Below are 14244 nucleotides of genomic sequence, written 5' to 3'. Positions count from 1 at the left end.
GCGAGCGCCGGCGCCCGGGGTTGACACGCACGTGCGGGTCGCGTAACCGCCTGCTCAGCCCACGCCCGCCTCGGGCACGAGCACGCGGTCGGGCCGGGAGTAGACGTTCATCGTGCGACCGCGAAGGAACCCGACGAGTGTCATCCCGGACGCCGCGGCGAGCTCCACGGCCAGCGAGGAGGGCGCCGAGACGGCGGAGAGGATCGGGATGCCCGCCATGATCGCTTTCTGGACGAGCTCGAAACTCGCCCGGCCCGACACCATGAGAACCGTCCCGGTCAGCGGCAGCCGGTCGTGCAGGATCGCCCAGCCGACGACCTTGTCGACGGCGTTGTGGCGCCCGACGTCCTCGCGCAGCACGAGAAGCTCACCCGTCGCGGCGTCGAAGAGGGCGGCCGCGTGCAGTCCGCCTGTCTTGTCGAACACGGCCTGCTGGGCCCGGAGCAGATCCGGGTACCCCGCGAGCGCCTCCGCCTCGACCGACGCCTCGTCGACCGACACGTCGTAGCTCGAGACCGTCTCGACGGCCTCGATCGACGCCTTGCCGCACAGCCCGCACGAGGAGGTCGTGTAGAAGTTGCGCGCGAGATCGGGGTCGGGCGGCGCGACTCCCGGCGCGAGCGAGACATCCAGCACGTTGTAGGTGTTCTCGGTGTTGCCCGCGAGGGGCCCCCCCGTGCCGGGGCCGCCGCAGTGGATCGCGGAACGGAAATCGGATCCGCGGGCGATCACGCCCTCCGAGACGAGGAACCCGGCGGCGAGTTCGACGTCGTGCCCCGGTGTGCGCATCGTGATGGCGAGCGAGGTGCCCGCGACGCGGATCTCGAGCGGCTCCTCGACGGCGAGGGTGTCCGAGCGGCGCACGCTCGCCCCGTCGAGGGATATCCGCGTGACGGGTCGCCGGGCGGTGATGCGTCCCATGACTCAGCCTCCGATCGCGTTCATGCCGCGTGCGGGCTGGAGGAAGGAGGGGTCGTTGATCGCGTGGCCCGGTAGCTTCCCCCGCACGCACGCGCGCAGGATCGACTCGATCTCCGCATCGTCGCCGCCGGAGCGGAGGGCGGGCACGAGGTCGTATTCGGTCGTCGAGAACAGGCAGTTGCGCAGCTGGCCGTCCGCCGTGAGCCTCAGCCGGTCGCAGTCGCCGCAGAAGGGGGCCGTCACCGACGCGATGACGCCGACCGAGTGCGGGCCGCCGTCGAGCGCCCAGCGCTCCGCCGGCGCACCCGCCCTGCCCGGGATCGGCACGAGCGTCCACCGCGCCGCGAGCGCATCGAGGATCTCCTCCCTCGTGACCATCTGCGTGCGGTCCCACGTGTGGCCGGCATCCAGCGGCATCTGCTCGATGAACCGCATCTGCGCCCCGTGCGAGACGGCGAAGGCGACGAGGTCGACCAGCTCGTCGTCGTTGACCCCGCGCATCGCCACGGCGTTGAGCTTGAGGGGGCGCAGGCCGGATGCCGCGGCCGCCGCGATGCCCTCGAGCACCTCCCCGAGGCGGTCTCGGCGGGTGAGCTCGTGGAACCGGTCGGCCCGCAGCGTGTCGATGCTGATGTTGAGGCGGTGAAGACCTGCCGCGACGAGATCGGGCAGCACCTCGCCCAGCCGGATGCCGTTCGTCGTCATCGCGATCTGCACGGGGCCGTCCGGCCCCTCGATCGCGGCGAGACGCCGCACCACGTCGACGATGTCCCGCCGGAGCAGGGGTTCGCCACCCGTGAGGCGGAAGGTCGAGACGCCCGCGGCGGCCGCGACGCGCGCCGCGCGCTCGATCTCGTCGAGCGTCAGGATGCTCGTGCGGGCGAGCCACTCGTTGCCCTGCTCCGGCATGCAGTACGTGCACCGCAGCGAGCAACGGTCGGTGAGCGAGATGCGCAGATCTCGGTGCACGCGCCCGTGCGTGTCGACGAGAGGACCGGATGCCGCGGCATCCACCGGACCGGGAGCGGGTACCCGCACCCCGATCGTGACCGGAACCGCACTCATGCGGATCCTTCGTTCACTCCGGCGGGCATGCCATCGAGCCTAGCCGCGGGCCCGCCGCGACCGGGCCGGTGGCGCGCTTTTTCACGGCCGGCGTGCGCGCGAGAGCGGCACAGAGGGAGGAATCTCGTCATCGAGAGACCCGGCTCCCCTGTGGTCTGACCACAGGTTACGATGCTCTCAACCGCCCCGCCTGAGCGAATCGGAGAACGCCCGTGGACCTCCTCGACCCGCTGTTGCTGGCCCGCTGGCAGTTCGGGCTGACCACCCTGTACCACTACCTCTTCGTGCCGTTGACGCTCGGTCTCGCGCTCGTGGTCGCGATCTTCCAGACGGTGTGGCACCGCACGGGCGACGTGAAGTGGCTGCACCTGACCCGCCTGTTCGGCAAGATCTTCCTCATCAACTTCGCGATGGGCGTCGTGACGGGCATCGTGCAGGAGTTCCAGTTCGGCATGAACTGGTCGGCCTACTCGCGGTTCGTGGGCGACGTCTTCGGAGCGCCGTTGGCCTTCGAGGGACTGATGGCGTTCTTCTTCGAGGCGACCTTCATCGGGCTGTGGATCTTCGGGTGGGACCGGCTGCCCCGCATCCTGCACCTGGCCTCGATCTGGATGGTCGTGCTGGGGTCGACTCTTTCGGCGTACTTCATCCTCGCCGCCAACGCCTTCATGCAGAACCCCGTGGGCTATCAGATGGCGGTGGACGGCGGCCGTGCCGAGCTGATCGACTTCTGGGCGGTGCTGACCAACCCCGTCGTCCTGGCGGCGTTCCCCCACACCATCTTCGCCGCGTGGATGTTCGCGGCGGCCGTCGTGATCGCGGTCTCCGCGTGGCACCTCTCCCGCGGCCAGCACCTCGAGACCATGCGCTCGTCGCTGCGGTTCGGCCTGTGGTTCATGATCGTCTCCTTCGCCGGGGTCGCCGTCTCGGGCGACCAGCTGAGCCTCGTGATGGTGGCGACGCAGCCGATGAAGATGGCGGCGGCGGAGGCGATGTGGGACAGCGCATGCGGCGCCGATGCATCCTTCTCGATCTTCTCCCTCGGCACCCCCGACGGGACGGAGGAGATCTGGTCGCTGCGCGTGCCGTATCTGCTCTCCCTGCTCTCCACCCACTCGTTGGACGGCTGCGTCGAGGGGCTCAACGACCTCCAGGCGCTCTACGAGCAGCAGTTCGGCGAGGGCGTGAGCTACATGCCGATCATCTGGGTCACCTACTGGTCCTTCCGCTGGATGATCGGCCTCGGCGGCGCCGCCGCGCTCGTGGCCGTCGCCGGTCTGTGGGTGACCCGCAAGAGGGCGACCCGTCCCGTCGCCGGATGGATGTGGAAGGTCGCGATCTGGGCGGCGCCGCTGCCCCTGCTCGGCAGCCTCGTGGGGTGGGTGTTCACCGAGATGGGCCGCCAGCCCTGGATCGTCTTCAGCCTGATGCTGACCGAGGACGGCGTCTCGCCGGGCGTTCCCGGATGGACGGTGCTCATCTCCCTCGTGGCGTTCACGCTCATCTACGCCGGCCTCGCGGTCGTCGAATTCGGCCTGATCCTCAAGGCGGCGCAGAAGGGTCCCGATCCGCTGCCCGATCCGAACGCGCCCGAGGGCGACGCCGACGACAGCACCCGACTCACCTCGACGGTCTACTAGGAAGCAGCCATGGATCTCGCCTACCTCTGGTTCTGGATCATCGGATTCCTCTTCATCGGGTACTTCGTGCTCGACGGATTCGACTTCGGCGTCGGGATGTCGCTGCCCTTCCTCGGCAAGGACGACGTCGGACGCCGGCAGATCATCAACACGATCGGCCCCGTGTGGGACCTGAACGAGACATGGCTGATCGTCGCCGGCGCGTCCCTCTTCGCCGCGTTCCCGGAGTGGTACGCGACGCTCTTCAGCGGCTTCTATCTCCCCCTCCTCCTCATCCTGCTCGCGCTCATCGCCCGTGGCGTGTCGTTCGAGTACCGGCACCAGCGCGACAGCCTGCGGTGGAAGAAGGGCTTCGACACGATGATCGTCGTCGGCTCCGCGGTGCCCGCCCTGCTGTGGGGCGTCGCGTTCGCCAACATCGTGCAGGGTGTGCCGATCGATCAGGACTTCGAGTTCACGGGAACGCTCCTGACGCTCCTGAACCCCTACGCCCTCCTGGGCGGCCTCACGACGCTGCTGCTCTTCTTCACCTACGGGGTGAGCTTCGTCGCCCTCAAGACCGACGGACAGGTGCACGACGACGCCCGCCGCCTGGCCGCGCGGTCCGGGTTCCTCACCATCGCCGTCGCGGCCGTGTTCCTGCTCTGGACCGTCCTCGCACACCCGGGACTGCCCGTCATGGTGCTCGCGATCGTCGCGGCGCTCGCCCTCATCCTCTCCGTCGGCGCGAACCTGCGGGACCGCGAGGGCTGGGCCTTCGGCTTCGCCGCCGTCACGGTCGTCGCGGCCGTGGGCACGCTGTGGTTCGCGCTGTATCCGTTCGTCATGCCGTCGTCGACCGATCCCGCCTTCAGCCTGACGATCGAGAACGCCTCCAGCACCGACTACACGCTGACGATCATGTCGTGGGCGGCGCTGATCTTCCTGCCCCTCGTGCTGGCCTACCAGGGCTGGACCTACTGGGTGTTCCGCCGGCGCGTGTCCCGGTCGCACATCGAGAAGGCCTCCGCGCAGGCGCACTGATGCGAGGCGCCGATAGCCTCGACGTGCTGTGACTGATTCGAAGGATGCCGCCGCCCTCGCCCCGCGCGAGGCCCGGCGGCCGCGGCGCACGCCCCCCGTCGACCCGCGCCTGCTGCGCTACGCCCGGGCGGCGCGGGGCTTCTTCGCCCTCCTCGCGGTCATCTCGCTCGCGCAGACCGCCGTCATCATCGCGTTCGCGGCGCTGCTGACCCGGGCGATCACCGGGGTGATCGACGGCATCCCGTGGTCCGACCTCGCGGAGACGCTCCTCGCGCTCACCGCCGTTGTGCTCGTGCGGGCCCTCCTGATCTGGCTGCGGGAGCAGGCGGCCGCCCGCGCGGCCGCGAGGGCGCAGGCGCAGCTGCGCGAGGGACTCGTCGCCGCGGTCGGCCGTCTCGGGCCCGCCTGGCTCGAGCGGCGCAGCTCGGCGGCGCTGGCCGTGACGGCGGGGCGCGGCCTGGAGGCGCTCGATGCATACTTCGGCCGCTACCTGCCCCAACTGGTGCAGACCGTGATCGCGACCCCCGTCATCCTCGCCGTCATGTGGTGGGCCGACTGGATCAGCGGGCTGACGGTGCTGCTCACACTGCCCCTCATCCCGATCTTCATGATCCTCATCGGTCTCGCCACGCGCGCCGTGCAGAAGCGCCAGTGGGACACGCTGCGCCAGCTCGCCTCCCGCTTCGCCGACACCGTGCACGGCCTGTCCACGCTCAAGGTCTTCGGCCGGCAGCACCGCGCCGCGGCATCCATCGACCGCGTGACCGAGCGCTACCGCGGCGAGACGATGAAGGTGCTGCGGGTGTCGTTCCTCTCGGGCTTCGCGCTCGAGTTCCTCGCGAGCATCGCGGTCGCGATCGTCGCCGTGTCGATCGGATTCCGCCTGCTCGACGGCGTGCTGGTGCTCGGCGTCGGCCTCTTCGTGCTGCTCCTGGCGCCCGAGGCGTACCTGCCGCTGCGCCAGGTAGGCGTGCAGTTCCACGCGGCGGCAGAGGGAGTCGCCGCGACCGACGACGTGTTCGCCGTCCTGGACGAGGCGGCGGCCGCGCGCGGCGCGGTCGACGCGCGGGGGGCGGCGCCGACGGCGGATCGTGTCGGCGTCGAGGTCGCAGGTCCCGAGGCGACCCTCGTGCTCGAGGGGGTGCGGGTGCGCCGCGGCGACCGGATCCTGCCGCCCGTCGACCTGTCCGCGAGCACCGGCGAGGTCGTGGTGATCGACGGCGCCAGCGGGGCCGGCAAGACGAGCGTGCTCGCCGCACTGCGCGGCGCCGCCGCCTTCGAGGGACGTGCGATGTGGGCCGGCCACGACGTGCGCGGCCTCGCGGCCGCCGACTGGCTCGCCTGGGCCGGGCAGCGCCCGGGACTGATCGCGGGAACCGTCGAGGCGAACGTGGCGCTCGGCGACACGCGTCCCGACCGCGCCCTCGTCACGCGCGCGCTCTGCCTCGCCGCCGCCGACGGCATTCCGGCCGATCTCGCGCTCGGAACCCAGGGAAGCGGGCTCTCGGGCGGCCAGGCGCAGCGCGTCGCGGTCGCGCGCGCGCTCTACCGTCACTTGAGCGGTCGCGCCCGCGTCGTCGCCCTCGACGAGCCCAGCGCCGCGCTGGATGCCGACACGGAGGCCCGCCTCTGGCGGCACCTGCGGACGGTGGCGGATGCCGGGGCGATCGTCCTGCTCGTCTCGCATCGCACGTCGGCGCGAGGCATCGCCGACCGGGTGGTCTCGCTCCGCCACGCGGAGGTCGCCGCATGAGCGCCGACCCCGCCGTGCACCCGGGAGCCGCCGCCGCGCCCGGGCCGGTCACCGCCGGGTCGGTGCTGCGCGCGGCGATGCCCCCACCCCGCCGGTTCTGGCCGGGCGCGGCATCGGGCTTCCTGTCGGAGGCCTCGGCCGTCGCGCTGCTGGCGGTGAGCGCGTGGCTCATCGTCCGAGCGAGCGAGCAGCCGATCCTGCTCGCGATCTCGGTCGCCGTCGTGGGCGTCCGGCTGTTCGCACTCACGCGAGCGGTGTTCCGCTACACGGAACGGCTCGCGGGTCACGACGCCGCCCTGCGGCGGCTCGCCCGGACGCGCTCCGACCTCGTCCGCCGCCTCATCCCGCTGGCACCCGACGCCCTCGGGCGCCACGGGCGGGGCTCCGTGCTCGGCGCGCTCGTCGACGACGTCGACGACCTGCAGAACCTCCCGTTGCGCGTCGTGCAGCCCCTCGCGGCATCCGCCTTCGTAGCCCTCGGTGCCGTCGTCTTCGTCGGGGTGGTCTCGTGGCCTGCGGCGCTGACCCTTCTCGCGTGCCTCGTCGCGGCGGCCGCTGCGGCCCTGCTGTGGGGATGGGCGGTCGGCGCACGGTCCGAGCGCTCCCTGTCCCCCCTCCGGGCCCGCCTCGCCGACCAGGTGCTCGACCACCTCGGCAGCCTCGACGTCCTCGTCGCCTACGGCGCCGAGGAACAGAGCCGCACCCGCATCCGCGAGACAGATGCGCTCCTGCGGCGCGCCGTCGTGCGCCGCGCCGCCGCCCAGGCGGGCTCGGCGGCCCTCGTCTCGCTGCTGGCGGGAGCGGCATCCGTCCTCGCGATCGTCGCGACGCAGGGCCAGGATCTCTCGGGGCCGTCGCTGGCCGTCGTCGTGCTCGTCCCCCTCGCGGTGTTCGAGGTCTTCGCCGCCGTTCCGCTCGCGGCGTCGGCGTGGCGCCAGGTGCACGCGAGCGCGACGCGGATCGCCGAGGCCCTGCCCGCCCGGGTCCCGGAGGAGATCGTCCGCGACGCGGTCCCCGCCACCGGCGCGGCGCCCTCCCTGGGCACGGGGACCGAGGCGGGACTGCGCCTGCGCGGCGCGTCCGCGCGCTGGCCGGGCGCCGACGACGACGCCCTGTCCGACGTCGATCTCCACGTCGCACCCGGCGAGCGCCTGCTCGTGGTCGGCTCCAGCGGCGCGGGCAAGTCCACCCTCGCGCACGTCCTCGTGCGCTTCCTCGCCGTGCGCGGGGAGTACCGGATCGGCGGCGTCCCCGTGCAGGAGCTCTCCTCCGACGACGTGCGGCTCACCGTGGGGCTCTGCGAGCAGGACCCGATGCTCTTCGACGAGGACATCCGCCAGAACCTGCTGTTCGCCCGTGAGAGCGCCACGGATGCCGAGCTGATCGCCGCCCTCGAGCGGGTGGGCCTCGGCCCGTGGCTCGCCGAGCGGGGCGGTCTCGATGCACGCGTCGGCGAGCGCGGTGCCCTCGTCTCCGGCGGGCAGGCGCAACGGATCTCGCTGGCACGGGCCCTCCTGCGGGGATTCCCCGTCCTCGTCCTGGACGAGCCGACGGCCGGCGTCGATCCGCAGGCGTCCGACCGGTTGCTCACCGACCTGCTCGGCGCGGTCGGTCCCGATCGGGCGGTCGTGCTCATCTCGCACGTCGCCCCGCCGACGGGCTCCGTCGACCGCGTCGTCCGACTCGAGGGCGGCCGCATCGTCCGAGGGACCTGAGTCGACCGACCCGGCCCGTCAGGACGCGGTGCCGGCAGCGGATCACCCGGTGGGCACGGGCTGCAGCCGGACGTCGGCCGGCGCGACGCGCAGACGCACGGGCACCCCTGCGGTGAGCCCTTCCGCTGCGACGACATCGGCCGGCACGTCCACGGCGACGGGCGGCTCGGCGGTGTGCACGCGGGCGCCGGCCGGCGTCTGCTCGATCCGCACGATCCGAGACGTCCATTCGCCGGGTCTCGGCGATTCCCGGACGGCCACGCGCACGGCCGCCGTCCACGTCGCCTCCCGGCTCCGCTCGAGGCGCACGGCGCCGGGACGGAACACCGCGGCCAGGGCATCGCCGTCGGCTACGGCGGGGGACGGCGCCGGCCCCTCGATCAGCACCTCGGGCTCCCGCCCCGCGCGCCACATGCGCCCGTCGGCGACGCCTACGACGCGGTTGAGTCCCGCGATCGTCGACGCGAAGCGGGTCGCCGGGGCGCGCAGGACCTCGCGCACGGTTCCCTCCTGCGTCACCCGGCCCTCCTCGACGAGGAGGAGCCTCGAGGCGAGACCCGCGGCATCCACGGCGTCGTGCGTGACGATGACCGCCGTCGAGCGGGTGAGCATCAGCTGCTCGTGCATCATCGCGCGGATGTCGGCCGCCGTCTCCGGATCCAGCGAGGTGAGGGGCTCGTCGAGGAGCAGGACCTGCGGTGCGGTCGCGAGCGCCCGTGCGATCGCGACCCGCTGCTGCTGGCCGCCGGAGAGCTGTGCCGGGCGCTTGTCCCCCGCCCCCGGCATCCCCACGCGCCACAGCCAGTCGTCGGCCTCCCCGAGGGCGACGCTGCGACCGATGCCCTGCGCCCGCGGACCGAAGGCGACGTTCTCGCGTGCGCTCATGTGGGGGAACAGCCGCGGTTCCTGACCGAGCAGCACCGCCCCGCGCTGCGCGGGCCGCATGTGCATCCCGCGCCCGCGGCCTCGCGGTCGCGGCGCGCGGGCCACCTCCTTCCCGCCGATCCGCACCCGCCCCTCGGTGAGCCGCGCAAGACCCGCGACCGCCGCGAGAAGCGTCGACTTGCCCGCGCCGCTCGGTCCCATCACGGCGATCACCTCGCCCGCGCCCGCGGTCACACGCGCCTCGAGCCGGAAGCCCCTGCGCGCCACGACGACGTCGGCATCGAGCGTCGCGCCGGTCATCGCGGCGCCCCCTGTCGCCAGCCCCGCACGAGCAGGAGCACGACGAGCGAGGTCACCAGCAGCAGCAGCGACAGGGCCACGGCGGTGCCCTGCCCGACCCCCGCGCCGTTGAACGCCGTGTATATCGCGAGCGGCATCGTCTGGGTCTGACCCGGGGAATTGCCGGCGAAGAGCGCCGTGGCACCGAACTCGCCGATCGCGCGCGCGAAGCACAGGATGACGCCCGCCAGCAGGCCGGGCGCGGCCAGCGGCAGCGTGACCCGCCAGAGGGTGCGCCACCGCCCCGCGCCGAGCGTCGCGGCCGTGTGCTCGTACTCGACCCCCGCCGTGCGCAGCGACCCCTCGACCGCCAGGACGAGGAACGGCAGCGCGACGAAGACCTGGGCGAGGACGACCGCTGCCGTCGTGAACGGCAGCGAGATGCCCCACAGCGCCAGCGCCTCGCCCACGGGGCTGCTGCGACCGAACAGGAACAGCAGGGCCACGCCGCCGACCATGGGAGGCAGCACCAGCGGCACGGTCACGAGCACCCGCAGCACGCCGGCGAGTCTCGGACGGGCGCGGGCGATCACGAGGGCGAGCGGCACCCCCAGAACCGTGCAGACGGCGGTGGCGATCAGCCCCGTCACGAGGGACAGGACGAGGGCGTCGACGGAGGCCGGCGCGGCCACGTCCGCCCAGAGGGTCGACCACTCCACTCGGCCGACGAGCGCTCCCAGCGGCACGACGAGCAGCGCGAGGCCGAGGAGCGCGGGGACGACGAGGACCGAGGGGAGGGTCCCCCCGGCGGGGCGGTGCGACGGATCGGTCACGGCGCTCCGAACCCGCGGTCCTCGAGCACGGCACGCCCCGGCCCGGACACGACGAACGCGACGAACGCCTCTGCGGCAGCGGGGTCGGCGGATCCTTCGAGGGGCGCGATGGGATAGCGGTTCACGACGTCCGCGGCGCCCTCGGGGACGAAGCTCTCGACGGGCCGCCCCACGACGTCCGTCGCATAGACGAGCCCGGCATCCGCCTCATCGGTGGCCACCTTGGTCAGCACGGCGGCGACGTTCTGCTCGTAGCTGGCCGCGTCCACCCGGACGCCGGCACCCGCCAGGAGCCGTTCGGCCGCGGCGCCGCAGGGCACCTCCGGCGCGCAGAGCACGACGGTGCGCTGCGGGTCGCCCAGGTCGCCGATGCTCTGCACGTCGCCGGGATTCCCCTCCGGAACGGCGACGACGAGGGTGTTCGTCGCGAAGACGTCGGTCGTCGTCGCGAGGTCGCCGATGCCGGCCATCGTGGCCTCGTCGGCCGCCGCGAACACGTCGGCCGGCGCTCCCTCGACGATCTGCGCCGCGAGCGTGCTCGATCCGTCGTAGACGATCGGCCGGACGTCGATACCCGGGTTCTCGGCCTCGAAGAGCCGGGCGATCTCGTCGAACGAGCCCTGCAGCGACGCGGCGGCGAAGACCGTCAGCTCGACCTGCGCTCCGGATGCCGCGGCATCCGCTCCCCCCGCCCGGGGCTCCCCGGCCGACCCGCATGCGGCGAGCGCGACGCCCACGCCGGCGAGCGCGGCGACGACGCCGAGGGCACGCGGAGGGCTCACTTCGGCGTCTCCACGATCACCGTCGTGGCCTTGACCACGGCGGTGGCGAGCGCACCGACCTCGAGACCGAGCTCGCGCACCGCCTCGGCGGACATCAGCGAGACCACCCGATGCGGCCCCGCCTGGATGTCGACCTGCGCCATCACGCCGTCCACCTGCAGGCGCGTCACGAGCCCGACGAACCGGTTGCGGGCGCTCGAGAGCCGGTCGGCCGGGTCGGCGGCCGCGCGGGCGAGCTCCACGGCGCGCGCCGCGAGGGCGTCGCCCGGGATCTGCGCGGGTGAGCTCCCCGTCGTGGGCAGCACGCCCGCGTCCACCCAGCGACGCATCGTGTCGTCGCTGACACCCAGCAGCCGGGCCGCCTCGGCGATCTTGAACGCGCTCACTCGTCGATGATATCCGCGCCCGCAAGGTTCAGGAGCGATTATCTCCGCATCCGCGGAAACACGAGCGGCGCCGCGTCGTGCGCGCCGGACTAGCCTGGAGGGATGCCTCTGCCTCCGCTGGTCGAGCCCGTCGCCGCGCTCAGCGACGCCGAGCGCGCGCGCACCGCGCGACACACGAGCCTGCTCGCCCTCGGCGATGTCGGTCAGCGGCGCCTCGCCGCCGCGCACGTCGCGGTCGTGGGCGCCGGGGGACTCGGCTCCCCCGTCGTCCTCGCGCTCGCGGCGGCCGGGATCGGCACGCTCACGATCATCGACGACGACGACGTGGAGCCCTCGAACCTCCAGCGCCAGGTCATCCACGCCCACGCCGACGTCGGCCGGCCCAAGGTCGACAGCGCCGCGAGGGCCGTCTCCGGCCTCTCCCCGGAGACGCGCGTCGTGGCGGTGTGCGAGCGCCTGTCGTCCGAGAACGCCGCCCGCCTGCTCGCAGACGCGGACCTCGTGATCGACGGCACCGACACCTTCGACACCCGCGAGGCCGTCGCCGCGGCGACGCAGCGGGCGGGCATGCCGCTGGTATGGGGCACCGTGCAGGAGATGCACGCGCAGGTCACGGTGTTCTGGTCGGCGCCCCCCGCGGGCTCCTCCCCCGTCGTGCTCGGCGACCTCTACCCCCCGGGCTCGGTGGGCGACGTCCCCACGTGCGCGGACGTCGGCGTTCTGGGCGCCCTGTGCCTGCAGGTCGGCTCGCTGCTGGCGATGGAGGCGATCAAGCTCATCGCGGGCATCGGCGAGCCGCTGCTGGGACGCGTACTCGTGATCGACGCGCTGGCGGCCCGGCAGCGCGAGGTGCCGCTCGTGGGCGCCGCCCCGGGGCGCGAGAGCGCCGATGCCGCGGCATCCCTCGCCCCGCCCCTTCCCCCGCACATCGACGCCGCGACCCTGAGGGCCGCTCTCGCCGGCGACGCGCGACCGGACCTGCTCGACGTCCGGGAGCAGCACGAGCTCTCGCGCGGCACGATCGACGGCATCCGGCATGTCCCCCTCGCCGCCGTGCTCGCGGACCCGGAGGCGGCGGCGCCCCCCTCCGGCACCACTCCGACGATCGTGATCTGCCAGGCGGGCATGCGCGCGCGCCGGGCGGCGGAGGCGCTGCGGGGCGCGGGGGTCGACGCCGTCGTCCTCACCGGCGGGATGGACGCGTGGGCCGCGATGCTGACGGGGACGAGGATCCGAGCGTGAGCGGGGCCGCGCTCCGAAGCGTCGAGGATCAGCAGGGCCGGGTCATCGCCGCGGCGAGCCCCCTTCCGGCATCGTCGCGCCGGCTCCGCGACGCCGCCGGTTCGACGCTCGCGGCGCCGGTCCTCGCCCGCGTCGACATCCCCGTCTTCGACAACTCCGCCATGGACGGCTTCGCGGTCCGATACGCGGATGCCGCGGCCGCCGCGCCGGGCAGCCCCGTCGTCCTCCGCGTCGTCGCCGACCTGCCCGCGGGCACCGCGCTCGACCCGGCGCTGGCGGCCGGGGAGGCCGCCCGCATCATGACCGGCTCTCCCGTCCCCGCCGACGCCGACGCGATCGTCCCCTTCGAGGACACCGAGGCCGGTCTGGGCGGCGGGCTGGAGCCCGTCGCCGTCGTCCGCCCGCCGCGGGGCGTCGGCGCCCACATCCGCCGGCGCGGCACGGATCTGCGCGCGGGAGACGTCGTGATCGACGCCGGCGAGCGGCTCGGCCCCTTCGCCCTGTCCGCCGCTGCCGCCGCCGGTGTCGAGGCCGTCACGGTCCACGAGCGCCCGCGCGTCGCCGTCGTCTCCACCGGCACGGAGCTCGCGCCCCCGGGGGCCGATCTGCGGCGCGGACAGATCCCCGAGTCCAACTCCGTCCTGCTCGAGCACCTCGCGCGGGGCGCCGACGCGGATGTCGTCCTGGTGGAGAGCGTCGACGACAGCGATGCCGCCTTCCTCGACGTCCTCTCGCGGGCCCGCGATGCCGGGGCGCACGTCGTCATCACCTCGGGCGGTGTGAGCGCAGGCGCCTACGAGGTCGTCAAGAAGGTGCTCTCGCGGGGAGGGGAGGTCGAGTTCGCCAAGGTCGCGATGCAGCCCGGCAAGCCCCAGGCCTTCGGCGTGCTCGGCGGTGGGGAGCTCTTCTTCGGCCTTCCCGGCAACCCCGTCAGCTCCGCCGTGTCGTTCGAGACGTTCGTGCGGCCCGCGCTCCTGGCCCTTCAGGGGCGACGCGCGCTGCACCGCCCGCTCCTGCGCCTGCAGGCCGCGACGGCGTGGCGCACTCCCCTCGGCCGGCGCCAGTACCTGCCCGCCGCCATCGACCGCTCGGATCCCGCCCGCTGGCTGGTCGCACCGGCCAGCGCGGGGGGCTCCGGCTCGCACCTGGCGGGCGGGCTCGCGCACGCCGAGGCCTACGCGATCGTCGCGGCCGACGTCGAGGGCGTCGACGTCGGCGACATGGTCGATGTCATGCTGGTCACATGAGCTTCACGCACCTGGATGCCGCCGGCCACGCCCGCATGGTCGATGTGACCGAGAAGCAGCCCACCGTCCGCGCCGCGACCGCCCGCGGTTTCGTGCGCTGCGCCGCCCACGTCGTGGGCGCGCTCCGGGACGGCACGGCCCCCAAGGGCGACGTGCTCGCGGTCGCGCGCATCGCCGGCATCCAGGGCGCCAAGAAGTGCGCCGACCTGCTGCCCCTCGCCCACGTCATCGGCGTGCACGGTGCGGCGGTCGATCTGTCGATCACCGACGACGGCGTCGAGATCGAGGCGACCGTGCGCACGGCCGATCGCACCGGCGTGGAGATGGAGGCGCTGACCGCCGTGAGCATCGCGGCCCTCGCGATCGTCGACATGGTGAAGGGGATGGACAAGTCCACCTCCATCGAGGACCTGCGCATCACCGCGAAGGAGGGCGGCCGCTCCGGCTCCTGGACTCGGCCCGGCGCATAGCGG

Annotated in this window: 13 protein-coding genes; 7 read left to right on the top strand and 6 right to left on the bottom strand. The window is 73.4% G+C overall.

All coding sequences use genetic code 11. The annotated features are described in order from the left end of the window. Nucleotides 1-54: 54 nt before the first annotated feature. Nucleotides 55-921 carry a formate dehydrogenase accessory sulfurtransferase FdhD gene (fdhD, locus tag ACIGCK_RS02900; RefSeq protein ID WP_396663637.1) on the bottom strand — a complete coding sequence of 289 codons (867 nt, stop codon included), beginning with the start codon at nucleotides 919-921 and terminating at the stop codon, nucleotides 55-57. 3 nt (nucleotides 922-924) lie between these two features. Further along, on the bottom strand, nucleotides 925-1986 hold the full coding sequence (moaA, locus tag ACIGCK_RS02895) for a GTP 3',8-cyclase MoaA (RefSeq protein ID WP_396663635.1): 1062 nt from the start codon (nucleotides 1984-1986) through the stop codon (nucleotides 925-927). A gap of 212 nt (nucleotides 1987-2198) precedes the next feature. Here moaA and ACIGCK_RS02890 point away from each other — a divergent pair, with 212 nt between their 5' ends. From ACIGCK_RS02890 to cydC, 4 genes are read left to right on the top strand one after another with little or no spacing between them, the layout of a single operon-like run. Continuing rightward, on the top strand, nucleotides 2199-3626 hold the full coding sequence (locus ACIGCK_RS02890; protein WP_396663633.1) for a cytochrome ubiquinol oxidase subunit I: 1428 nt from the start codon (nucleotides 2199-2201) through the stop codon (nucleotides 3624-3626). A gap of 9 nt (nucleotides 3627-3635) precedes the next feature. Further along, on the top strand, nucleotides 3636-4649 hold the full coding sequence (gene cydB / locus ACIGCK_RS02885; protein ID WP_396663631.1) for a cytochrome d ubiquinol oxidase subunit II: 1014 nt from the start codon (nucleotides 3636-3638) through the stop codon (nucleotides 4647-4649). Nucleotides 4650-4677: 28 nt separating this feature from the next. Further along, entirely contained in the window at nucleotides 4678-6402 is a 1725-nt protein-coding gene (cydD, locus tag ACIGCK_RS02880; protein ID WP_396663629.1) for a thiol reductant ABC exporter subunit CydD, read from the top strand. Then, nucleotides 6399-8117: a thiol reductant ABC exporter subunit CydC gene (gene cydC / locus ACIGCK_RS02875; protein WP_396663627.1), complete on the top strand. Its 1719-nt coding sequence runs from the start codon at nucleotides 6399-6401 to the stop codon at nucleotides 8115-8117. The genes cydD and cydC overlap by 4 nt, the downstream gene beginning before the upstream one ends. 42 nt (nucleotides 8118-8159) lie before the next feature. On the opposite strand, the gene ACIGCK_RS02870 is transcribed toward cydC, so the two are convergent. From ACIGCK_RS02870 to ACIGCK_RS02855, 4 genes are read right to left on the bottom strand one after another with little or no spacing between them, the layout of a single operon-like run. After that, the gene (locus ACIGCK_RS02870) at nucleotides 8160-9302 is read right to left on the bottom strand and encodes an ABC transporter ATP-binding protein (RefSeq protein ID WP_396663625.1); all 1143 of its coding nucleotides are present in this window, start codon (nucleotides 9300-9302) and stop codon (nucleotides 8160-8162) included. After that, entirely contained in the window at nucleotides 9299-10114 is an 816-nt protein-coding gene (locus ACIGCK_RS02865) for an ABC transporter permease (protein WP_396663624.1), read from the bottom strand. The genes ACIGCK_RS02870 and ACIGCK_RS02865 overlap by 4 nt, the downstream gene beginning before the upstream one ends. Then, entirely contained in the window at nucleotides 10111-10896 is a 786-nt protein-coding gene (gene modA, locus ACIGCK_RS02860) for a molybdate ABC transporter substrate-binding protein (RefSeq protein WP_396663622.1), read from the bottom strand. The genes ACIGCK_RS02865 and modA overlap by 4 nt, the downstream gene beginning before the upstream one ends. Further along, on the bottom strand, nucleotides 10893-11282 hold the full coding sequence (locus tag ACIGCK_RS02855) for a molybdopterin-binding protein (protein WP_396663621.1): 390 nt from the start codon (nucleotides 11280-11282) through the stop codon (nucleotides 10893-10895). The genes modA and ACIGCK_RS02855 overlap by 4 nt, the downstream gene beginning before the upstream one ends. Nucleotides 11283-11384: 102 nt before the next feature. On the opposite strand from ACIGCK_RS02855, the gene ACIGCK_RS02850 reads away from it, so the two are divergent. From ACIGCK_RS02850 to moaC, 3 genes are read left to right on the top strand one after another with little or no spacing between them, the layout of a single operon-like run. Then, nucleotides 11385-12524 carry a ThiF family adenylyltransferase gene (locus ACIGCK_RS02850; protein WP_396663620.1) on the top strand — a complete coding sequence of 380 codons (1140 nt, stop codon included), beginning with the start codon at nucleotides 11385-11387 and terminating at the stop codon, nucleotides 12522-12524. Then, complete coding sequence (gene glp / locus ACIGCK_RS02845) at nucleotides 12521-13771, top strand: gephyrin-like molybdotransferase Glp (RefSeq protein WP_396663618.1); 1251 nt, start codon at nucleotides 12521-12523, stop codon at nucleotides 13769-13771. The genes ACIGCK_RS02850 and glp overlap by 4 nt, the downstream gene beginning before the upstream one ends. Beyond that, nucleotides 13768-14241: a cyclic pyranopterin monophosphate synthase MoaC gene (moaC, locus tag ACIGCK_RS02840; RefSeq protein ID WP_396663616.1), complete on the top strand. Its 474-nt coding sequence runs from the start codon at nucleotides 13768-13770 to the stop codon at nucleotides 14239-14241. Before glp ends, moaC begins: the two co-directional genes overlap by 4 nt. Nucleotides 14242-14244 lie beyond the last annotated feature (3 nt).

It is taken from the genome of Microbacterium sp. NPDC078428 (assembly GCF_044542535.1).
Taxonomy (GTDB): Bacteria; Actinomycetota; Actinomycetes; order Actinomycetales; family Microbacteriaceae; genus Microbacterium; species Microbacterium limosum.
The sequence above is the reverse complement of the archived record's forward strand: the minus strand, read 5'-3'. Positions and strand labels throughout refer to the sequence as shown.